The sequence below is a fragment of the Pseudoalteromonas sp. APC 3893 genome (assembly GCF_030408095.1).
Classification (GTDB): Bacteria; Pseudomonadota; Gammaproteobacteria; order Enterobacterales; family Alteromonadaceae; genus Pseudoalteromonas.
The window spans coordinates 118,652-139,905 of the sequence record NZ_JASDCD010000010.1 but is presented as its reverse complement, the minus strand read 5'-3'; the positions used below and the strand labels follow the sequence as shown (position 1 = coordinate 139,905).

Here is a 21,254-nt window from a genome sequence, read left to right as displayed (position 1 = left end):
TAAGATGTCTGAAGTCAAGATTTGACCCTTTAGGTTCCCATAATTGATGAACAACTCCTGTTGGCACATGCAAACCCTGCTGCGGGTTTTATTCGCGCAATAAAGTGTAAAACAATGAATGTGAAGATAGATATCACAACTAAAATTAAACGAGTTAGATTCGGTTAATTATTGATTGCAGGTCAACTGAAGTATGATGTCTGAAGTCAAGATTTGACCCTTTAGGTTCCTAAAACTATAAAGCGAGCTTTAGGTACTTCAAATCCTCTACCAAACTTCAAAAACAACCTTTAGCTACCCACTTACCAGAATGGCAAGAAAGCTCTTACTTGGAGTTCTGTAAATAACTGTACCAAAAGACTCAATGTTAAATTTTTAACTAAAAAAATGAAGAGTTGTTATAATGGCAAATCTCTCAGTTAAAACTTCTAAAAGCTCAATGACCAAAAAGTTAAACGATAAAAATATAAGAATAGCTTTAGTTCAAAAGTTACAAAAACTTGCGACCCCACCAAAAACTATCATTGAGGAATTATCAGTCAATTTAGGACAAGCTATTGCTGACGTTGTCAGTATACATAAAGAAGCTCATTGTTATGAAATAAAAGGGGACGGGGATAAAATAGAACGAATAGAGAAGCAAGGATCTTCTTATAATTTAGCTTTCAGAAGAATAACCCTTGTCACCACTGAAAAGCATGCAAAAAAATCAATCGAGCTTGCCCCTCAAAATTGGGGGATTCTTATCGCCTATGTTGATATGAATGAAACAATAAAATTCAAGTATTTAAGAAAAGCTAAAGTTAACCCTCAATTTGATAAGAAAACTGCTCTTCAAACACTTTGGAAAAGTGAAATGTTGCAAATTGCAAGTCATTTCAATGTAAAGCTCAATCGTAGTGAAATGACAAGAGATGCTATAATTGAAAAAGTTTCAAAAACAGCTAGTAAAGAGGGTATAAACCTTGAGATTAGTACTAAATTAACTGAACGTTTATAAATAACTCATCATAAAAGAAATATGAAGATTTATCTGGGGTTTCACAACAGATGCAGGAGTGGCATTAGGCCCTGTTCCATTCGATTGCTTAAATAAATAATGATCTCCCCAAGAAAAAGAGCTTTGCCTGTAAAATGGACTAGATACAATCTTCTTCGCTATTCTTACATATTGAGTTTTATCTACCTTAACTTTCCCTCCCCTTTCAATATAAACTCTATCAAGGTATGGATAAATTAGCTTAGCAGTCATAATATTATTCATATCTTCCACAAACATATCAGGGTCAGAATATTCAGGTGTGACACAGGTATAGTCTCCACATGAAACATCTAAATGATTATAGTGACTTGAAACAGCTCTAAAGACTGATAACTCAGTTCTTTCAGTATCAATAAAAGTGTTTGGTTGCATTAAAGTCGTAATTGAAGCTGGCAACATTGAACCTGTTATAATTATTTTATTAAAGTCAAAGTATTTTGATGAATCATTGATGAAATTTATTATTTCTCCAGCTAGCTTATTTTCTTCACCGACTTTTACAACGCGACAATCAAGCACTAAATCGACTTTATCAAAAAGACCATCAAACGCATCAAACAAATCTTTTATATCATCTTGAATAATATTGAACGAAAAGAAATCATCCTTAGTGATACGAAGAGCAATTCTATCATGAACAAACACACCTTTTTTTGCATTAGAAATAATGCAATCAATATGTTTTTCAGAACGATCAACACCAAATACTGGTATCATTCCTAGCTGAGCAAAGTTATCTATAATAATCTGATAGTTATATAACCCATTAGGTAACAAGTTATCTTCAATATCAAAATTATCTAAATAAAATTCGGTTAGCCAAGAAAGCTTTTTATTAACCCTACTCGAACATGAATCAGCTGAATCGAGTAGAAGCTCCTCTTTTGTCTTGATAACAGCTGTTACATCTCTTGTTTTTTTTATATCCCTTTTAGGAAAGTCGAAAAAAGGCACTAAATTCTGATACTCTTTCTTTAACTCTGTTAAAGCACTTATTTCACTGTTTTTCATCTTCAAAAACGGAGTGTACTTACTCATCCGAATACCTTCTGTCTCACATCGCAACTATCAGTAAATACCCTAAATAAATCGTACCTATTAATCTCTCTCTGAACTCTTCCAGCAATAATTGCTTGATGTATTCCTAAGTCACTTGCTAGTTTAGTAATGTTTTCATCACTAGGTAACCTTCTAACATCGCTCCCCCTCCAAACATTGCGTTTAATTAAACTATCCTGAGCTAAGCGATCAGCTTCTTGCTCAATTAAAGTTTTGTTTTTTTCATCCAAGTCCTCAATAATCATCGTATCTAATTGCTCGTAATGTAAAACTATATGCGCTAGCTCGTGCATTAATGTGAACCAGAAATTATCTATACGCTTATAACGTAAGCTCATAGCAATAACAGGGTTGCATGAATCATTTTTATAAACAGCGCCATCAAGCTTTAATCCATCAAATGAGGGCTCGTATATTAAAATAATACCTTTTTCAAAAAGCAATTTTGGTAAATGAGTATAGATTTCATCATTGACACTTAGTTTTGCAAAGTCAGATAAAAACTTTTTATTTAAACCTTTAAATTCAGGTGTCATAAATGATAATTCAACGGCCTTGGCTTTGTTTAAAACTCCTGCGAGCCAAGATTCAACTAAGTAATCATTAGTATCATCTTTCTTTCTAAACAGTAATTTCTTACCTTTCGACAAACCACTTTGTAACTCCGCCATATGCAAGTATTTATCATCATTTCTAAACCTTTCACTCCTTATACTGGCAGGTAACCGAGATATATGCTCCTTGAGAACTTTATAATCATTGTAAAAGCTCTCGAAGCTGTCGGATGCATATTTTGTTAAAAAACTATCATCTTTGTCATAGTTCATAACGCCTCCCCCATAAATTCAGCTGCTTTATCATCCGGCATTTCAAAATAACGGAGACCTTCTTTGTCAGCCGATGACACATGTTGCATTCCTATACGTTGATAAAAACCGACAGCTTGTGGCAGAGAGTGAAGAGAGAAACCTAATTCATAGCCTTTAGTATCTATAAAGTATTTAAGAACTTCTTTTATCAATAAAGAACCAATCCCTTTAAATTTCTTTGACTTATAAGGATCATCACGATTCCAAGGTGCAATTGCTATGTATTCAATGTAGAAAATATTACTATCTTTTAACTCACTACTTTTAGGGTGATAAGTTAAACATACTGATTCAACCTCATCTGTATGAAAGAAAAACCAAGAGTATTCATCTGAATTAAAAGCCTTTGATTTATTTACCCAACACCAATGACAATCCTCGGTAGGAATTTGTTTAAGAATGTCATTGATTTCTGATTGCTGAAAGTTTGCATCTAAATACTCTGCAAGCTTAATTCTGTAAGCTCTCCAACTCAGATCACATGAGTTAGCAGATTGAATATCCCAACCCAGTTCAATTTTAAAGTCGCAATCATTTCCAGCGGTGTCACGAATCACGCCAGACTTAATTGTTTTAGTATTAAAGGAAAGACCTAAGGAAGCTAAAATTTGCATATTTCTAGTCATACAACACCGTATTTATGAAACATGAAAGTTAGCATTGAAAATTTGTTACCCTTTCAACATTCCATGTTATTGAGTCTACAGATAATATATGCCTAAGGAACAAGCAGGTCAAGTCCAGGCTTTGAACAGCTACAAATACGCTACACAGAAACAGAATAAAAAGAAAAGAAAACTGTAAATTATTGATTTTAATGGTAGCCCCTGCAGGAATCGAACCTGCAACTGCCCCTTAGGAGGGGGCCGTTATATCCATTTAACTAAGAGGCCACATTCGAGCTGATAGCTGATAGCTGATAGCTGATAGCTGATAGCTGATAGCAAAAGTATAACGGTTTATCCTATTTATAATCAAGCTGTTAAATGGACTTAATACAAGGCTAGTTAATACTCGCGCGTTTGAGATTTATATCATCGTTTTTTAACACATAATACGGCAATACTTTTTGGCTGCTGGCGATCACTCGCTTGCTTTTTACATCTATCACGCGGGTGTTTACCTCTACCCCGCTGCTGCGATAAATTAACGTGCCTGATAAAACATGGCTGGCGATACGTTTGTTGGCTAGGTTTTCAATATCACGAGAAAACACAAAATCGCCACGTTGGTTAACTAAGATTTGATCTGTAGTTTTAAAATCAACCACCCCGTAACCAAACTGCTGGAGTTGATGAATAAACGACTCCGATAATTGGTTACCTAATTGGCTACTGTTATTCAAGCTTGCATCTAAATCTACAAACGAGGTAACAGCAATCGCAATGTCTTGCTCTGACTGCATAGTATCAACCAAATCCAGCGCCATTTGTTCAACATAATTGACCAATGTTTTATGGTGCTTTAGCGGAGTAAACTGGGTTGAATCTTGATATTGCTGTTCGTCATTTAGTTGTGCTTGGCGAATTAGCTGATTTAAATCATAGCTGGTTGTTGTCGCTTGTACGTTATCAACCTTTGGCTGCTCGTGACTCGTGTTATTTGCATTACACCCTACTAACAGCAAAGTTGTTAGGCTTAAGCTAGCAATTGCAGCACCACGTTTAGTTAAAAATGCCATACTCGTCTCACTCATTCGCTTGTTTAAGCATTACGCCATCGGTGCGATAACTGCTGTCTAGCGCATCAACCACTGACTGTGGAATAAAACCTTGCGCAGAGCCCACCACTGCTTTACTGGTTAAACCTACGATACGGGCATTCACTAATACGCCACCTTGGTGGTTTACCATAGTACCGGCCAACACATAGTTAAAGTTTTGCTCTTGGCTTAGCTCTAAATAGTCACGGCTAAATACAAAGTCACCGCTTGGTGTTACCCGCATATAGTCTGTGGCTTTAAAGTCAATAACAGGTACACCAAAACTGTGTAATTCGTGCATAAAGCTTTCAGCTAGTTGATTTCCTAATAAAGTGCCATCGTTATATTCATCATCAAGATAAATAAAGCTCGATACAGCTAAAGGCGTTTTCGTGTTTACGTATTGCAGGTTCTCAGCCATATCTTGCATTATACCCCGCACGTAATGGTTTATATTTTTACGTGTTGGGGGCGTTATTTGGCTGCTGTCGTTCATTACTGCAGTATTTTGATAAAGCGAAGATGTTTGTCCAGGTTCAGCAACTGTGCGTTGTTTTGCTAACTGAGGCGAATTATCTTCAACAACGGTGCTGTTGTCGTCCATCATTTGCGAACAACCAAAGCCCAATGGCAAACATAAAGTAAGTAATAAGCGTTTCATAAGGGCTCCTAATTAGTATTCACTGCGATAGATATAACCATCGCGTTGCTGAATTTTTTCATCACCCCACATGACATTGATAGGGATCTCAGTATTTGCCGCAGACGTAATTACGTTATCTTGCGTATTCACCATACGGGCATTAACAATATAGGCATGTTGTTGCCGCGTAAGCGTGCCGGTGATCACATAGTCAATATTCTGGCGTTGACGTAATTTTGATATATCTCTGCTAAGCATACTATCGGCAGAGGCTGATAAGTTTATAGTGTTTTCTAGGCGGTATTCAATAATGTTATACCCCAGCTGAGTGAGCTGAGTAATCAGGCTTTCTTGAATTTGTTGACTAAGGCCATCACCTTGCCCTTGAGCTAGGCCTGTCTCTAAAGAATCAGCTAGATAAAAGCTCGTAACAGCAATGCGTGCCGAGCTTTTAAAAGGCCCTTTAATGTGGCTTAACTGGGTGCTCAAGTCACTAACGTACTGATGCACAGTAAACGGAGCCATCGCTGGGTTTTCAATAGGGCTTTGTCTTGTATCTGGCTCATCACCAGTCAAGCTACAGGCTGTAAGGCTGATTGAAAGTAAAAGTATTATAAGGCGCATATTTGCCATCCTCGTGAAGCATGGCAAATACAAAGCAATTATTATGCCTATTTATGGCTGGTATGGGTTATCGGTGTAGTGCGTTACTAAACAACTCACATTATACAGCTTAAAATTCGTGCAAGCATCTTTTGCATTTTGTTGATATTGATAAGCACCTAGTTTGAGGCGGTAATAAGTAACGCCGTTCACATCAATAGGCTCTACATTTGCTACAAACTTACCTTCAAATAATTGTGGTGCTTTGCCTTGGAGATCTGCAACGCTTTTAGCTAGCCGCACCTTCTGTGTTACTGAAGCAACTTGAAGTGCATAAATAGGTTGAGTCGTAACCTTTGGCTTTACTGCCGTTACTGGAGCAGCAGGCTTAACCTCGGGCGAAGTAACTTCTGCTTGTTCAGCTTTAGAAGACTCTTGTGCTACAACTGCATTAAGTTGATTTATTAACAATTTTAGATCTTGTTCTATGACCAGCAATCGTTCAACTCCAGGTTTTGCTTGTTGCCACTGAGCTGCTGATTCTTTTAATTGCGCAAGCTCGGTTGCTGAAATACTTACCACTTCGTCATTGGTAACTTGGCTTTGTTTATTTCCAGCATCTGTACTGTTGCAGCCAACAAAGGTAGTGCATACCAATAAAGTTAATATACTTTTAAAAATATATCGTAACGCCATCAAAAGCTCCCTATTTTATTAATGTGTTATTTGTTGGGCCTTAACTGTGCAATTTAAGCCTTTATTTTTTAGGTTATTACATGTGCTTTCAAGCTTTGTAGAAGCATCTATGGCATAGCCAATAGCTAATACATAACGCTCATTTTCTTGCAAATAGAACGCTTCATTTAATGATTCAGGCTTTAAATGCTGTTTTATTAGCTGAAAATACGCTTTCAAAAACGCTAATGAAGAAAAGCTACCCGCGTTAGCAATGTAGCCTGATGCCTTTACTTTTTCAGTTAAAACAAAATCAACCCCCATCACAACGTCGCCCTGTGGGGATAAATTAACAGTTATATTCTGCGTTTCTTTTAAGCCTTTATTATCTTTGTAATTATCTTCAATAACAGCTTGGTATTCGCCAGGTCTTAAATCAGTGAAAAGATAATAACCGTCGTATGCAGCTTGTGTTTGCGCCACTTTGTTACCTTGTATGTCGAGTAATGCAATTTTTGCATAGGGCTTAACTTCATTTGTTTCTCCCTTATGTAAATACACCACACCTTCCACTTCACTTGAGTTATTAATTGGGTAATCCATATATTCAATAAACCCAGCCCGCGGAGTAATTGAAAAGCCTTCATGAGCTGGTACTAAAAAGGGATCTGGAAAGCTGTCTTTATCTAGCACGATATCTGTAGTGCGATTGGCCGGCATTGAAGTAAGTAACGCAATACCTTGTTCATCGGTCACTGCTTGGCGGTAGTTTTGTAAGCCTTTAACCTTAACACCAGCAACGCCCTGCTCACCTTCGTCCATGGTGCCATTGTTATTTTGATCTAAGAAAACTCGAACCATTAAGCTACCAGTACTCGTTAAACTGCGATTTGTCATAAAAGTACGGTTGTTTTGTGCATCAAACCCAAAGCTAAAGCGGCTATATAAGCTAACAAGCCAATTATCATTACTATCGTAGTTAACAGTGCTGCTTAAATTAAAGTTATCATTTTGCCAATTCAAACCTAGATCAGCAGATTGAACATTCTGATTTAACGTGTTTCTAAGCGTCAATTCAGCTTGCAATTTCGCCGTAATACTGCGGCTGAATTCGGCTTGGTAACTTAAAATATCACTCTGTGGTGATATTAAATAATCAACACCAAAACGACTATATACCCGACCTATTCGTCCTTGTATACGAGTTGCGCCATACACTTGACTATGTTCATTTACTTTTTGCCATTGCAAAAGATTGTTTACCGAAAATCCTGAATAGCTATAATTAAATCGGTTATAGGCTTGCTGTAAATCACGCCCTAAACTTGATTGTTGTAATAAAAAGTTATTTTGATAATGAAGCCGGCCATAATTATTTTCCATCAATTCGCCTGACATATCGAATTGATAGCTTTGAAAATCTTGCTGTTGATCCGAACTATCACTTACAGTAAAAAGGAGTGATTGCTCTGCCAATTGCGTTCTCGCGGTGAGCTCAAATTCATTTTGTTGTTGATTGTTTTGCTCATAGTCTAGATTCAACAACAGTCTTTCAAACAGGTTAATATTGCTGCCAAAGGCAAATTGGTAAAAGTCGTCGTCTTCACGCTTTTGCGCCATAGCACCGGTATAAATAGCAATATTATCCGTTAAGCCTCGTTCGTAACGCCCCGCGGCCAACCAGCCACTTTGTTGTGAGTTACTTTCATTTCCTAGTAATTGTTTACCTTGCTCTGACACTGACACTTCGTATGTCGCTTCACCTTGGCCTAATTGGTTGCCGTCAATAAAATAATATTCTGTTTTACGTTCAACTTGCCCTTGCGGGCCGTAAAAGATCAATTCAAAGTTATTTTCACCATATAATAAATCAATATTATCAAATAGGTAGCGACCATCTGCGAGGCTTAACTGTTGCTCAATTAACAAACCATTGCGATAAAGCTCAACATCCCAACCCGGTTGAATAGCACCGGTGAGGTTAATTCGATTATTATCTATATTGCGGTCTAACTGGTAATTAGAAAACTTAACACCACGTCCGTACTGACTATTATAGCGACTCCCGACTTGTGTCGCGGTGATATCACCAAACCGTATTTCGCTTGCAGCAAAGGCACCGAGTAGACTACTATCTAGCGCTTGTTTAGAGAATGTTAGTCGCGAGTCTGTTAATAGGTCTTGCTCTCGCCCGGCTAAAAAGTATTCTGCTGAAAGGTATGCAAAATCTTGCGCACCTAATAATGAATAACTAGTGCGGCTACTGTCATTATCTCGGCGGTAATTAAGTTGTAAATCAGCCACTGGGGCAGAAATCACTTGATAAGGGCTGGCTTTCCAAGGTTGGGTAGGTTGATTATTTCCGTGCTGTTGGTAACTAAATTGTTGGTTTCTCCTTTGCTGTTGAGCGACAACAGGAAACAACTCATCGCTGGTTACTTCGAGCGCTAAATTCGCGTAATCAGGAGAGACCTTAACCATAAAAGCAGACTCTAAAACTGCTGCATCAATATAAATATCATCACTAATCAATAGTTGTTGTGAAGAAAGTACCACCGCTTGATTATTTACAAGGAGTCTGGCTGGTTTAGTGGCACTGAGTGAAAATAAATTACTTTGCTCAATAAACCACCCCGCTGCAGAGCCACTTGCCGTATCAACATTTATAGCAAGTTGTAATATTTCGACTAACCCCGATAAGCCAAGCAGGACTCCTTGCTCACTTTTTATTGCAAACACTTCACCAAGGTACATATCGTTGAGAGATAAAGAAAAAAGTAAAAATTCACCTGTCGCAATACGGTGCGTAGCAGGCTGGCTAGGTTCAACTGTAGCGGGCTGCAATACAATGCCTTTCGAGTGAGGTTGATTTAATTTAGCTTGAATCGCTTTCAGCGTGCGCAGCACGTCATTTGGCTGCACAGTGCTTGCAAAGCAGTGTGAGCTTAACAGCATGAGGCCAATGGCCAATATACGGGTCACTTTAATAACTTAATATCGCTTAAAGCTATTCCCCTATAGCCAGAGTGTAAGAGGCAAAATCAACCGCCTTATATTCCTCAGCCCCTTCGTAATCGATTAGCACAACGCCATTTTCAGGTAACTGTTTATCTTTAAATAAACTGAGCGTTGCTATAGCTTTATCAACTTCAGGGTAAATACTTAAATTGCTAATTTCAGCAATTTTCTCTTGCCCACCCGATGCATTTTTAACATAAGCACTGAGCTTGCCATAGCTACTAAAGTTAGTATGTCGTTGCAATTGAACTTGAATTTTTGGCTTGGCTTGATCAGCACTTTTTACAATGCTTGCCTGCGTAATAGTCACCCTAGGCTGCTCTGCTTGCTCACGATAAACAACGGGAATACTAAAGCTCATAATCATATTTATCTGTATTCCCGACTTCTGCTCTTTATTCTCATTAGGCAAAGCTTGAAACAATAAATGAGAACGATATTCGCCTGCCTGCAAACCTTTGGGTTTTCGGATAGCAATTTTAACGGTTTGTTTTTCACCCGGTGCTAAGGTCACTTGTTTTGGTGAAAGGCGTGTCATTGGCGATAAACTGTTTGCTGTTACTTGCGCTAAATTATTATAGCCGCCAGCTGGTAAAGCTTGTTTTTCACTCCAAACTACACGATACGTACGTTGTTCATCAGAGTTATTGATCACCGTGACTTTAGCACTGCGCTGACGATCGTCAAAAGTAACACGGGTAGGTGAAATCAATAAGTTTGCCAAGGCCATTTGGCTAAAAAATGCTGTTAGTAGCACACACATCACTGTTAATTTATTGAACATGTCAGTCCTTAGTAGTCAATCGAAATTTCTAAGTTGGTGGTTGAGGAGTAATCGCCATCAGAATAACTTTTACTGCTAGGCTTTGTTATTAAAGTGCCACCAATAAACACTTTAGCTTCACCAAAGTCATCAGTTGTGACTGACTTATTAGATAAACCATTTAGGCGTACTTCAAACTCGGCACTACTGCTGCCTTGTGTATTGTGCTGAACTGTTGCAGTGTTAACCAAGTTCATAGTCAAGCTTGTATTGGCTGGGAAATCAGTCAGTAATAGCTCAGCAGGGCGCCCCTTTTCAAGCACATAAATATTACCTAATGTATTTATGTCGCCGTCAGCTTTGATGATCACAGAGCTCGTGTTTGTATTGCTTGGTATAACCAAAGTACCAAAGTCAAGCGACTGCTGCTCAATACTCTTAGCAAGATAATTAGGGCTGTAAATTAAAACACTTACAGCCACTGCATACGAAAGTAGGTGCATTAAATATAATTAATACGCAACTTCGATTTGAAAAGTACCTGCATACACACCATCAGCATACGGTTTAGTGGTTACCTTGCTAGATGTTTTTAGTGTTGCGCCTAGATTGAATGACACAGTGCCATCTTGGCCCACCTGTAGGTTGGGTGTCAAAGGTGTATAGTCGGCGTTATTGTTATCCCCACTGGTGATCACATACTTCCAATCGCCAATAGTAAAATCAGGGCGGTCGGTATCTTGCCCATTTTCAAACTCTAAATTTGTTTTTGTTGGGTCAAGTATTCTCAAGACAGCGCTTGGTACAGCTTCTGATACTGTAAAAGTAGCCGGCGCACCGTCTTCGATAATCGCAAATAATGCATTAGCAGTATTGTTTTTACTCTCAGTAATAGGAGTCGCATTAGGCGTAGCGCTTACAATCAGCTCTGCAATATCCTTACCTCCAGGGTCTGCAACTGCACGCACGGTACCAAAGTTCAAATCAGTACCGTCAAGCCCAACAGCATTTTGTACCGTCACTTCTGCTCGAAACGTCTCTGTAGCAGATATCGCATAAAAAGATACAGCTAAGGTGCTTACAGCAAGTAATGGAAAAGATAATTTCATACTAAATCCTTATAAAAGATGGGACATTACCCTATGTTGCCCCTATCTTAGTTATTATCGACACTTAGAACAATTACTTTAAGCTTAATTACTGAAAAATAAGATAAGTCGGCTAAAAATTTTAAAGTGGTAGGCCAACAAAAGGGGCACTTAAACATTTTTGCCCCATTTTTTGTGCTATTAAGCAAAAAGCATTAGCTTGCGTATAGTCTTCGAAGGGCCCTACCCGTAGACCATACAAAGTGACACCTTTATTTTTTCGCTCCGTCATTACAAACCCTAATTGACTAAATGCCTGAGGGTATTCACGATAAAGGCGAGCGATTTGCGATTTTACCAGTTGTGGTTTTAAATAAAGTCCTAATTGTGCGCCAGGTAATGCGTCGTTTAAAAGATTAGGCGGTTGATTAGTCGTTTTTGGGATTGTATTGCCTTGAGGTTGTACAGCCATATTATTTGTTTGATGCACCACATCAATGCTATCTGAGCGAAGCTCTACTGGGGTTTGCGCTAATTGAGAGTTTGACGATAGCGCCATAATTAATAGCTTTAGGTCGCCTTCCATTTCAGCCAAACGGCTTATACTATCTTGCTGCTGCTGCCATTGTTCAACATATTCTTTAACTTGCTGATCAGAGATAAGCGAAGGTTTATTGTCAATTTGGTTATTAGCGCAGCCACTTAAAGCGGTTGTTACTAATATTAGAGCTGGCAAAACACGCTGTTTTATATGCATTTTCAATTAGCTTTTAGAGAACAATATAGTTTGTTTTAAGCAAAAAAAGTGCCATTAAGGCACTTTTTAATACATTATTTAAATGATATTTATTTTACTAAGTCTTTAATAAAATTACTTAAATCATCTTTAAATTCATCACGTCGAAGCGCGTATTCAATTGTCGCTTTTAAATAACCCAATTTACTACCGCAATCATGGCTACGCCCTTTAATAGCGTAAGCAGCAACAGCTTCTTTTTCCATTAGCATCGCGATAGCGTCAGTTAATTGAATTTCATCGCCTGCGCCTGCGGGGGTTTTAGCAAGTAATGGCCAAATATTTTTACTTAAAACATAGCGACCCACAACAGCAAGGTTTGACGGAGCTTTATTTACAGGAGGCTTTTCAACCATATTTAAAATAGCAGCACTTTGGCCTTGACCTATTTTTTCATCGCCTAGGTCAACCACACCAAATTTATCAACATCTTGCATAGGTACTGGCTCAACCATTATTTGGCTTTCACCGGTTTGCTCAAAATGGGCGATCATCTCAGCAAGGTTATCTTTTTCAAGATTACTTTCATAATCATCAATGATCACGTCTGGTAATATCACCACAAAAGGTTCATCACCAATAATCGGTGCCGCACAATTAATTGCATGACCAAGACCTTTCGCTTCACCTTGACGTACATGAATTATAGTTACATCTTTAGGGCAAATAGCTTGTACTTCGGCCAATAGTTGCCGCTTTACACGCTTTTCAAGCGTCGCTTCTAACTCAAAGCTGGTATCAAAATGGTTTTCGATTGAATTTTTACTTGAATGCGTAACCAAAACAATTTCTTTAACGCCAGCAGCAATCGCTTCGCTAACTACATATTGAATTAGCGGACGGTCAACAACGGGTAGCATTTCTTTTGGTATAGCCTTTGTTGCTGGCAACATGCGGGTTCCTAGGCCTGCAACAGGGATAACAGCTTTCATTCGTCTCTCCTTAAGTGGGTATGATTCTGGTTGGTTAAAACCAATGTTAATTTAGCAGGCTAATTTGACCACTGGCTTAACACAATCAGAGTTACCTAATTATACTGAAAATGGGTATTTAATCGCATCATGGCATTGGTAGCCAATCACTTCAAAATCATCTCTGGTTACCCATGTTTCTATGTCTTCTAATGTTTTTATTTTTGGGTTGATATGTAATTGCGGTGAGTCAAATGGCTCACGCTTTAATTGCACATCACGCATTAATTCTAGCTGATTTTCATAAATATGCGCATTAACAATTTTATGATACGCCTTACCTGCTTTATGCCCAGTAATTTGTGCTACTAAAGCAAGCAAAACAAAACATTGTATTTGATTAAAGTTCAAACCTAGTGGTACATCACAGCTACGTTGATACGATGTTAAATAAAGCGTATCACCCAAAAGTGAGAATGTATGCGTGTGCATACAAGGGCGAAGGCAACCTAAGTCAAACTCACCGGGGTTGTAGAAGGTGACTATTTCGCCTCTGTCATCAACACCGTTTTTAAGGTTATCAATCACTTTTTTCAGCTGATCCAGAGGCGTGCCATCTGGGCGTTGCCAATCACGCGCTTGAACGCCATAAACGCGGCCCATGTCATCTTCACCTTTACGATTAGGATTATTAAGCCATGCTTGGTTTTCATTGGCATTAGCATCCCAAGTCATACAGCCAATGTCACGAAACTGCTCTGCACTACTGTAGCCTCGTAAATAGCCTAAAAGTTCTGCAATGGCAGCTTTATAATAGCTTTTACGTGTGGTGATCATTGGGAACTTGTTATTCGCTACATCGTATTCAAGCTCAGCGTTAATAACAGTTAAGCAACGTGTTCCGGTGCGTTTATTTTCAACCCAAATGCCTTCATCAACTATGCGCTGACATAATTCTAGATATTGTTTCATTGTTTTCTTCTTAGGCCTTTTTTGCAGTCACTGGTTGTGGCTTGTTATAAGCCCATAATATCAAACCAAGGCCGCCAATGATCATCGGTAACGATAAAATTTGCCCCATAGAAATAAATCCGCCAAATAAACCTAAATGTGCATCAGGTTCACGGAAATACTCAATGGCAAAGCGAAATACGCCATACCCTAATAAGAATAATCCACCTACGCTGCCTGCCGGGCGTGACTTTTTAGTAAACAAGTAAAGGATAATAAATAGAACAAAGCCTTCAAAAAATGCTTCATAAAGCTGCGATGGGTGGCGTGCAAGCGGCCCTCCGGTTGGAAATACCATCGCCCAAGGCACATCTGTTGTGCGTCCCCAAAGCTCGCCATTAATAAAGTTACCAATTCGCCCTGCTAATAAACCCACTGGCACCAGTGGAGCAACAAAGTCCCCTACCGCTAGCAGCTGCTTTTTACGTGTCCAGGCAAATACACAAATAGCGGTGATCACACCCAGCGTGCCACCATGAAATGACATGCCGCCTTGATCGATTCTAAATAGATACAATGGATTTTCTAAAAAGTAACTAAATTGATAAAACAGTACATAACCAATTCGGCCGCCTAATATAACCCCGAGCATGCCGTAAAAAAGTAAATCGCTTACTTCTTCTTTTGTCCATCCTGAATTAGGCTTTTGTGCCTGACGATTTGCCCACCACATGGCAAAAGCAAAACCAATTAAATACATTAAACCGTACCAACGTACGCTCAATGGACCAACCGTAAAAATAATCGGATCGATTTGTGGAAACTCAAGAGCCATAAAAATTAAACCTTAACTAAACACCATTTGAAGTGCGATGATAACCAATAATACTGCGAACGCTTTTTTAATCGTCGCAACGGGTAAATAATGAGTTGTTTTTGCGCCAATAGGCGCCATAAACCACGAAGTGATCACTATACCTAATAACGCGGGTAAATAAACAAACCCTGCAAAGCCATGTGCTAAATCTGTCACTTGCCAGCCGGCCGACACATAACCAACCGAACCGAATAACGCGATAACGATACCGCATGCGGCAGCACAGCCAATCGCTTTTTTAATATCCACTGAAAAGTGGTTAAGCAGTGGGACTATAAGTGCACCTCCACCTATGCCTATCAAACCTGACAACCCACCCATTATAGCGCTGAACGCACCGATAATAGGCCCGTTGGGCATTGCATGGTTACTTTGCTCAACCTTTCGTGTAGAAAGCACCATACGAGCAGCAATAAACACAACACTCGTTGCAAATACACCGCGTAGCAATTGCTCTGGGATATAACTGGCGGCAAAGCCACTTATCAGAGCACCTAAACCAACACCGCCCATAACCCAAGGAGCAATTTCCCAAGGCACATTATTATTTTTATGATGAGCGAGCGCTGAAGAAGTAGAAGTAAATAATATAGAGGCTAGCGAAGTAGCAATAGCAACCACCAGTACGTGATCTGCGGAGGCAACTTCAAATTTTACTAGTAATACACTTAATACAGGCACTATGATTAAGCCGCCGCCAATACCAAGTAACCCTGCTAAAAAGCCAACAATGCTTCCTAGTACTGCACAGCTTACGATCAATATAACTAAATCATGCATAGCACACTCTTATAAATAAAATGTTATATGCATATACTAATGTATTATAAAGTATGTTCACAGCTAAAATTGCAGCCCTGACTAACTATGGTTTGGTGTATAAAATAAATCGCCAAGATCATGCTCAATCATAAAGTTTCGTGTTAATCGCAGTACTTGCTTTGCAGTTGATTGCGCTAAGCATTGAGTTAACAGTGCTTCCATATCAGAGACTTTTAAACGCCTGAGTACCCATTTTACCTTGCTCAATGAAGAGTTATTCATACTTAAACGACGATAACCCATAGCAATCAATAGTATAGCACCTTCAGGGTCGCCCCCAAGCTCGCCACATAAGCTTAAAGATAAATCATATTGTTCACACTCATGCGCTACTTTTTGTAACACTCGCAATACGCCAGGATGATATGGGTTAAATAAATCTGCAACGCGGGCATTTGAGCGATCTACCGCTAATAAATATTGGGTTAAATCGTTACTGCCTACAGAACAAAAATCAACTTTTTTAGACCATTCTGGCATCATAAATACACTTGAAGGTACTTCTAACATCACACCCACTTCAGGCCGATCTATGACTTGTTCAGGGTATTGCTCTTCAAGCTCAAAATAAGCTTGCTCTAACAATGCTAAAGACTCATCAACCTCTTCTGTGCCACTGATCATAGGGAGCATTATTTTTAAATTACCTAAGCCAATATTCGCTTTAACCATGGCTTTTAATTGATCTAAAAATAACTCTGGGTGATCAAGAGTGACACGAATACCTCGCCATCCTAAAAATGGGTTTTCTTCAGTTATATCAAAGTAATCAAGCACCTTATCGCCACCAATATCTAATGTACGCATGACAACTGGTTCAGGGTGGTAACTTGTAAGTACTTGACGATACCAATCTTCTTGTTCAGCTTGTGAAGGGAACTTACCCTTTTGCATAAACCACGCTTCAGTACGATACAAACCAACACCATCGCACACTTTGGTATTGGCTGTTTCAGTATTCAAATCTAAACCTGCATTTAACAGCAAGGTAATTTGCTCGCCATCTAAGGTAATTGCATCACACTCTTCTTCTGCAATGAACTTATCGTTGAGGAGCGTTTCTTGATATTTCAATTGGCGGTATTCGTCTTGCAGCATTTGCGAAGGAGAGATATATAAACGCCCTGCATAGGCATCTAAAATCATCAACTTAGCGTCTAACTGTAACAAAGGGATATCTTCAATACCCCAAATTGCCGGAATTCCCATGGCTCGCGTTAAAATAGATGCGTGACTATTAGCTGCACCATTTACACTGACAACACCTGCTAAATGCCCTTTAGGTACCTCTGCCAACATAGCAGGAGTTAAAGTATTGGCTATTAATATTGTATCTTTAGGGTAACTCTTCGCTGCATGCTCAGTATTTACTAAGTGGTGCAGTACACGTAAGCCTATATCTTTAACATCAACAGCCCGCTCTTTAATGTACGGGTCTTGCATGGCATTAAATTGTGCTATTAGTTTTTCAATGACAATTTTTAAAGCACTTTTCGCACACCAGCCTTGTTGTAGCTGCGCCTCTACATTTTGCCCTAAACTTTTTGCATCTAATAATTGCTGGTAAACATCAAACACAGCAAGTGCTTCTTTAGGAATAGAATCACTGAGGGTCATTGATAGAGTATTAAACTCTTTACGCGTAGCTGATACTGCTTGACTAAATAAGCGCTGTTGCAGCACGGTGTTATCGTCTTTTTTAAGCTCTATTGACTTAAAATCAAGCTTAGGAATAACCACGTAAGCGTGTCCGATTGCAATGCCAGGAGCGCTTGAAACCCCTTTTAAGACCGAAGTTTGATGAGACGACTCATCTTGGCGCAAAACTTCTTTGATTTCAGCATGAGCCAGTTGTGAGGCCAACTGAGCTGAGAGAGTAATTAAAAAAGACTCTTCGTCTTGACTAAATACCCGGGCGATTTTTTGTTGTACAACAATAACGCCTAAAACTTTCTTTTGATGAACCACTGGCACTGATAGAAAAGCGTTATAGCCTTCTTCATTTACTTCGGGGGAGAGTTTAAATCGCGGGTGAGATTTAGCAAATGCAATATTGATTGGCTCTTCACGTTGCGCTACTAAACCAACTAGGCCTTCTGTAAAGCCAATTCTAAATTTACCAACTGCCGCTGGGTTTAAACCTTGGGTTGCCATCAAGACAAAATCATCTTGGCTATAGTCGGCAAAGTAAATAGAGCAACACTCGGTTTGCATGGCCTCTTTCACCATTTTAACAAAGCACGCTAAAGCACTGTCCAAATTCGCCTGCTGCGATACGGATTCTGCAATAGCTCTGAGTGTTGCTAGCATAGCTGTCCTTATCTACCTTTATGTCGCCATGAATCTTTTGACTGCTCACGCTTATTAAACGGCATTGCGAACGGTGCAAACTCTTTCATGACACGCCGATATACATCGCGCTTAAATGATACAACCTGACGTACAGGATACCAATAACTCACCCAGCGCCAATCATCAAACTCTGGATGGTGTGTTTTTAGTAAGTCTACATCTTCGTCTTTACAACGAAGTTTCAATAAAAACCATTTTTGTTTTTGCCCAATACACACCGGACTCGAGTCGCGGCGGATTAATCGTTTGGGTAATTTATAACGTAACCAATGTTTTGAACTTGCGACAATCTCTACATCTTCTGGACGCAAGCCGACTTCTTCGTGTAATTCACGGTACATTGTTTGCTCTGGCGTTTCACCATTGTCGACACCCCCTTGCGGAAACTGCCAAGAATGCTGGCCATAACGCCTAGCCCAAAAAACTTGTCCCTGATTATTGCAAATTACAATTCCGACATTGGCACGAAAACCTTCGGCATCAATCACCTTAGTGCCTCATTTGTAAGTCGATTTTTAACGATTGTTCCACATTAGCCGCGTTACGGCAAACACTATTATAATCAACAAGAGATGAGCAACAAAGTTAACAGCTAATTTGTGTGTTATTTAATCATCAATTTATTTTAGTAACAGTTTTATATCAATATAAATAATACTGCAACGGTTTTACGCACCTTACCCACAGCTTGTGCATAACTTTGACTTACTACGGTTATTTTGCAAACAAGTCCACAATAAGTGATCTGAATAAACGCCTTTTCCACAGAATCTGTGGATAACGTTGTTTATATATCTGTATTTATCCCCGTATACATTTTATTTTAATATTGATCACGTAATGAAAAAACAACAAATTGCTTTAAGATCATAATCTTAATTATACTTTAAAGGGCTTCTACATAATTAAAATCCCATCAAACAAACAGCGAACAAAAAACAGCCAAAGGCAAAGATATCCACGGATAAACTGTTTTGTTATCATGGCAAGCGAATTTATACAATAGAATTAAGCACCATGCGAGCGATAAAACCACAGTCAATCAATGAATTAATGCAACGAGTCAATAACATTGCAGGAATGACATTGGGACAATTGGCGCAACAATATCAATTTAAAACCCCTGACGATTTACTACGTGAAAAAGGCTGGACAGGTCAACTTATTGAATATGTACTTGGTGCAACAGCGGGTTCAAAACCCACACCTGATTTTGAAGAACTAGGCGTTGAGCTCAAAACGCTACCCATTTCCTATAAAGGCAAACCACTTGAAACCACGTTTGTATCTATTACGCCTCTACTGAATGTGACCGGCATGACATGGCAGCAAAGTCATGTTCGCAACAAACTAAACCATGTGTTATGGCTGCCTATTTTAGGTGAGCGAGACGTCATCCCCTTTGAACGAACCATTGGCAGTGGCTTTTTATGGCAGCCAAGCGCTGAACAAGATGCGCAATTACAACGGGATTGGGAAGAGCAAATGGAATTAATTGCCCTTGGTCGCATTGATGAGATCTCGGGTCATTTGGGTGATGTAATGCAAATACGGCCAAAAGCAGCGAATAGTAGAATCGTCACCGATGCTATCGGACCAAATGGTAAGCTCATCAAAACCCTCCCCCGTGGGTTTTATTTAAAGACCAACTTTACTGGGGAAATCCTCAAGCGACAATTTCAGCTTTAAAAATAAATTAAAGCGCAATGTAAAATTACGCCTAAAAAAAAAATCCCCGCCGGAGCGAGGATTTTTAAACGTTTTATCAGATACTAAAGAATTACTGGCCTTTAACTTCTTTTAAACCATTAAATGGTGCTTTTGCACCTAGCGCCTCTTCAATACGAAGAAGTTGGTTGTACTTAGCAACACGATCAGAACGGCTTAATGAACCTGTTTTGATTTGGCCTGCAGCAGTACCCACAGCTAGATCAGCAATTGTTGCATCTTCTGTTTCACCTGAGCGGTGAGAGATAACAGCTGTAAAGCCTGCATCTTTTGCCATTTTGATTGCTGCTAACGTTTCAGTTAGTGAACCAATCTGGTTAAATTTAATTAAGATAGAGTTAGCAATACCGTTGTCGATACCGCGTTTTAAAATCTTAGTATTTGTAACGAACAAGTCATCACCTACTAACTGAACTTTATCGCCCATTAGTTTTGTTTGATGTGCGAAGCCATCCCAATCAGACTCATCAAGACCATCTTCGATAGAAACAATTGGGTATTGCTCAGTAAGTTGTTGTAAGAATAAATTAAACTCTTCAGACGTGAACTTTTTACCTTCACCTTTAAGGTCGTAGATATTTGCTTCTTTGTCATAAAACTCAGACGCAGCACAATCTAGTGCTAACGTGATATCTTTACCAAGCTCGTAACCCGCATTAGCAACAGCTACTTTAATTGCAGCAAGTGCAGCTTCGTTAGACTCTAGGTTTGGAGCAAAACCACCTTCATCACCTACCGCTGTAGAATGACCGTCGGCTTTAAGTACTTTAGCAAGGCTGTGGAATACTTCAGCACCCATGCGTAGTGCTTCACGGAAGTTAGCAGCGCCAACAGGTTGAATCATGAATTCCTGAATATCAACTGAGTTATCAGCATGCTCACCACCGTTGATGATGTTCATCATTGGTAATGGCATAGAGTAAACACCTGGTGTACCGTTTAGGTCAGCAATGTGCTCATATAACTCTACTTTTTTCGATTGTGCAGCAGCTTTTGCAGTTGCAAGTGAAACAGCTAAGATTGCATTGGCACCTAATTTTTCTTTATTTTCAGTACCATCTAAATCTAGCATTACTTGGTCAACAGTGCTTTGCTCTAAAGCGTTTTGGCCTTCTAATGCGCTATTAATTTCGTTATTGATATAACCAACTGCAGTTAAAACACCTTTACCTAAGTAACGTGCTTTATCACCATCACGTAATTCTAGTGCTTCACGAGTACCTGTTGATGCACCAGATGGTGCAGCAGCGCGACCCCAAGAACCATCAGCTAAATGTACATCAGCTTCAACAGTAGGGTTACCACGCGAATCCATAATTTCGCGACCAATCACTTTTACGATATTTGACATCTCG

21 protein-coding genes and 1 tRNA gene are annotated in these 21,254 nt (G+C 39.2%); 2 read left to right on the top strand and 20 right to left on the bottom strand.

The annotated features are described in order from the left end of the window. Positions 1-403: 403 nt before the first annotated feature. Positions 404-1,000 (top strand): sce7726 family protein, encoded by a 597-nt coding sequence (locus QMA12_RS12980; RefSeq protein WP_290209354.1) that lies wholly within the window; start codon positions 404-406, stop codon positions 998-1,000. Here QMA12_RS12980 and QMA12_RS12975 read toward each other — a convergent pair. The 19 genes from QMA12_RS12975 to rppH all read right to left on the bottom strand — a co-directional run bounded on the left by QMA12_RS12975 (position 995) and on the right by rppH (position 18,659). Continuing rightward, on the bottom strand, positions 995-2,080 hold the full coding sequence (locus QMA12_RS12975; RefSeq protein ID WP_290209353.1) for a hypothetical protein: 1,086 nt from the start codon (positions 2,078-2,080) through the stop codon (positions 995-997). The genes QMA12_RS12980 and QMA12_RS12975 overlap by 6 nt on opposite strands. Continuing rightward, positions 2,077-2,928 (bottom strand): ImmA/IrrE family metallo-endopeptidase, encoded by an 852-nt coding sequence (locus QMA12_RS12970; RefSeq protein ID WP_290209352.1) that lies wholly within the window; start codon positions 2,926-2,928, stop codon positions 2,077-2,079. Before QMA12_RS12970 ends, QMA12_RS12975 begins: the two co-directional genes overlap by 4 nt. After that, on the bottom strand, positions 2,925-3,596 hold the full coding sequence (locus QMA12_RS12965) for a GNAT family N-acetyltransferase (RefSeq protein WP_290209351.1): 672 nt from the start codon (positions 3,594-3,596) through the stop codon (positions 2,925-2,927). The genes QMA12_RS12970 and QMA12_RS12965 overlap by 4 nt, the downstream gene beginning before the upstream one ends. A 192-nt stretch (positions 3,597-3,788) precedes the next feature. Further along, a tRNA-Arg gene (locus QMA12_RS12960) sits at positions 3,789-3,863 on the bottom strand. A gap of 110 nt (positions 3,864-3,973) precedes the next feature. Beyond that, complete coding sequence (locus QMA12_RS12955) at positions 3,974-4,651, bottom strand: FlgO family outer membrane protein (RefSeq protein WP_290209350.1); 678 nt, start codon at positions 4,649-4,651, stop codon at positions 3,974-3,976. A gap of 7 nt (positions 4,652-4,658) precedes the next feature. Further along, the gene (locus QMA12_RS12950; RefSeq protein WP_290209349.1) at positions 4,659-5,333 is read right to left on the bottom strand and encodes a FlgO family outer membrane protein; all 675 of its coding nucleotides are present in this window, start codon (positions 5,331-5,333) and stop codon (positions 4,659-4,661) included. 12 nt (positions 5,334-5,345) lie between these two features. Next, positions 5,346-5,939, bottom strand: a complete 594-nt coding sequence (locus tag QMA12_RS12945) for a FlgO family outer membrane protein (RefSeq protein ID WP_087533806.1) — start codon at positions 5,937-5,939, stop codon at positions 5,346-5,348. A gap of 51 nt (positions 5,940-5,990) precedes the next feature. Next, positions 5,991-6,614 carry an SPOR domain-containing protein gene (locus QMA12_RS12940; RefSeq protein WP_290209348.1) on the bottom strand — a complete coding sequence of 208 codons (624 nt, stop codon included), beginning with the start codon at positions 6,612-6,614 and terminating at the stop codon, positions 5,991-5,993. 18 nt (positions 6,615-6,632) lie between these two features. Next, the gene (locus QMA12_RS12935; RefSeq protein WP_290209347.1) at positions 6,633-9,575 is read right to left on the bottom strand and encodes a hypothetical protein; all 2,943 of its coding nucleotides are present in this window, start codon (positions 9,573-9,575) and stop codon (positions 6,633-6,635) included. Between the two features lie 25 nt (positions 9,576-9,600). Then, complete coding sequence (locus QMA12_RS12930) at positions 9,601-10,395, bottom strand: fimbria/pilus periplasmic chaperone (RefSeq protein ID WP_290209346.1); 795 nt, start codon at positions 10,393-10,395, stop codon at positions 9,601-9,603. Positions 10,396-10,403: 8 nt separating this feature from the next. After that, the gene (locus QMA12_RS12925; RefSeq protein WP_087533771.1) at positions 10,404-10,877 is read right to left on the bottom strand and encodes a DUF4402 domain-containing protein; all 474 of its coding nucleotides are present in this window, start codon (positions 10,875-10,877) and stop codon (positions 10,404-10,406) included. A 9-nt stretch (positions 10,878-10,886) separates the two neighbouring features. After that, positions 10,887-11,483, bottom strand: a complete 597-nt coding sequence (locus QMA12_RS12920) for a DUF4402 domain-containing protein (RefSeq protein WP_087533772.1) — start codon at positions 11,481-11,483, stop codon at positions 10,887-10,889. 121 nt (positions 11,484-11,604) lie between these two features. Next, the gene (locus tag QMA12_RS12915) at positions 11,605-12,219 is read right to left on the bottom strand and encodes an SPOR domain-containing protein (RefSeq protein ID WP_087533773.1); all 615 of its coding nucleotides are present in this window, start codon (positions 12,217-12,219) and stop codon (positions 11,605-11,607) included. Positions 12,220-12,308: 89 nt separating this feature from the next. Further along, positions 12,309-13,190 (bottom strand): UTP--glucose-1-phosphate uridylyltransferase GalU, encoded by an 882-nt coding sequence (galU, locus tag QMA12_RS12910; RefSeq protein ID WP_087533774.1) that lies wholly within the window; start codon positions 13,188-13,190, stop codon positions 12,309-12,311. 99 nt (positions 13,191-13,289) lie between these two features. After that, entirely contained in the window at positions 13,290-14,141 is an 852-nt protein-coding gene (locus tag QMA12_RS12905) for a thymidylate synthase (protein WP_290209345.1), read from the bottom strand. Between the two features lie 10 nt (positions 14,142-14,151). Beyond that, positions 14,152-14,955, bottom strand: a complete 804-nt coding sequence (gene lgt / locus QMA12_RS12900; protein WP_290209344.1) for a prolipoprotein diacylglyceryl transferase — start codon at positions 14,953-14,955, stop codon at positions 14,152-14,154. 12 nt (positions 14,956-14,967) lie between these two features. Beyond that, the gene (locus QMA12_RS12895; protein ID WP_290209342.1) at positions 14,968-15,777 is read right to left on the bottom strand and encodes a sulfite exporter TauE/SafE family protein; all 810 of its coding nucleotides are present in this window, start codon (positions 15,775-15,777) and stop codon (positions 14,968-14,970) included. 81 nt (positions 15,778-15,858) lie between these two features. Then, positions 15,859-18,129, bottom strand: a complete 2,271-nt coding sequence (gene ptsP / locus QMA12_RS12890) for a phosphoenolpyruvate--protein phosphotransferase (protein ID WP_087533778.1) — start codon at positions 18,127-18,129, stop codon at positions 15,859-15,861. Between the two features lie 8 nt (positions 18,130-18,137). Continuing rightward, positions 18,138-18,659, bottom strand: a complete 522-nt coding sequence (gene rppH, locus QMA12_RS12885; RefSeq protein ID WP_087533779.1) for an RNA pyrophosphohydrolase — start codon at positions 18,657-18,659, stop codon at positions 18,138-18,140. Between the two features lie 529 nt (positions 18,660-19,188). Between rppH and mutH the strand changes: the two genes are divergently transcribed. Further along, positions 19,189-19,860: a DNA mismatch repair endonuclease MutH gene (gene mutH, locus QMA12_RS12880; protein ID WP_290209341.1), complete on the top strand. Its 672-nt coding sequence runs from the start codon at positions 19,189-19,191 to the stop codon at positions 19,858-19,860. 91 nt (positions 19,861-19,951) lie between these two features. Here mutH and eno read toward each other — a convergent pair whose 3' ends face one another. After that, entirely contained in the window at positions 19,952-21,250 is a 1,299-nt protein-coding gene (eno, locus tag QMA12_RS12875) for a phosphopyruvate hydratase (protein ID WP_087533781.1), read from the bottom strand. Positions 21,251-21,254: the final 4 nt, after the last annotated feature.

Coding starts and splice junctions, on each gene's coding strand:
- QMA12_RS12980 (WP_290209354.1), top strand. CDS start 404: ATGGCAAATCTCTCAGTTAAAACTTCTAAAAGCTCAATGACCAAAAAG.
- QMA12_RS12975 (WP_290209353.1), bottom strand. CDS start 2,080: ATGAGTAAGTACACTCCGTTTTTGAAGATGAAAAACAGTGAAATAAGT.
- QMA12_RS12970 (WP_290209352.1), bottom strand. CDS start 2,928: ATGAACTATGACAAAGATGATAGTTTTTTAACAAAATATGCATCCGAC.
- QMA12_RS12965 (WP_290209351.1), bottom strand. CDS start 3,596: ATGACTAGAAATATGCAAATTTTAGCTTCCTTAGGTCTTTCCTTTAAT.
- QMA12_RS12955 (WP_290209350.1), bottom strand. CDS start 4,651: ATGGCATTTTTAACTAAACGTGGTGCTGCAATTGCTAGCTTAAGCCTA.
- QMA12_RS12950 (WP_290209349.1), bottom strand. CDS start 5,333: ATGAAACGCTTATTACTTACTTTATGTTTGCCATTGGGCTTTGGTTGT.
- QMA12_RS12945 (WP_087533806.1), bottom strand. CDS start 5,939: ATGCGCCTTATAATACTTTTACTTTCAATCAGCCTTACAGCCTGTAGC.
- QMA12_RS12940 (WP_290209348.1), bottom strand. CDS start 6,614: ATGGCGTTACGATATATTTTTAAAAGTATATTAACTTTATTGGTATGC.
- QMA12_RS12930 (WP_290209346.1), bottom strand. CDS start 10,395: ATGTTCAATAAATTAACAGTGATGTGTGTGCTACTAACAGCATTTTTT.
- QMA12_RS12925 (WP_087533771.1), bottom strand. CDS start 10,877: ATGCACCTACTTTCGTATGCAGTGGCTGTAAGTGTTTTAATTTACAGC.
- QMA12_RS12920 (WP_087533772.1), bottom strand. CDS start 11,483: ATGAAATTATCTTTTCCATTACTTGCTGTAAGCACCTTAGCTGTATCT.
- QMA12_RS12915 (WP_087533773.1), bottom strand. CDS start 12,219: ATGCATATAAAACAGCGTGTTTTGCCAGCTCTAATATTAGTAACAACC.
- galU (WP_087533774.1), bottom strand. CDS start 13,190: ATGAAAGCTGTTATCCCTGTTGCAGGCCTAGGAACCCGCATGTTGCCA.
- QMA12_RS12905 (WP_290209345.1), bottom strand. CDS start 14,141: ATGAAACAATATCTAGAATTATGTCAGCGCATAGTTGATGAAGGCATT.
- lgt (WP_290209344.1), bottom strand. CDS start 14,955: ATGGCTCTTGAGTTTCCACAAATCGATCCGATTATTTTTACGGTTGGT.
- QMA12_RS12895 (WP_290209342.1), bottom strand. CDS start 15,777: ATGCATGATTTAGTTATATTGATCGTAAGCTGTGCAGTACTAGGAAGC.
- ptsP (WP_087533778.1), bottom strand. CDS start 18,129: ATGCTAGCAACACTCAGAGCTATTGCAGAATCCGTATCGCAGCAGGCG.
- mutH (WP_290209341.1), top strand. CDS start 19,189: ATGCGAGCGATAAAACCACAGTCAATCAATGAATTAATGCAACGAGTC.
- eno (WP_087533781.1), bottom strand. CDS start 21,250: ATGTCAAATATCGTAAAAGTGATTGGTCGCGAAATTATGGATTCGCGT.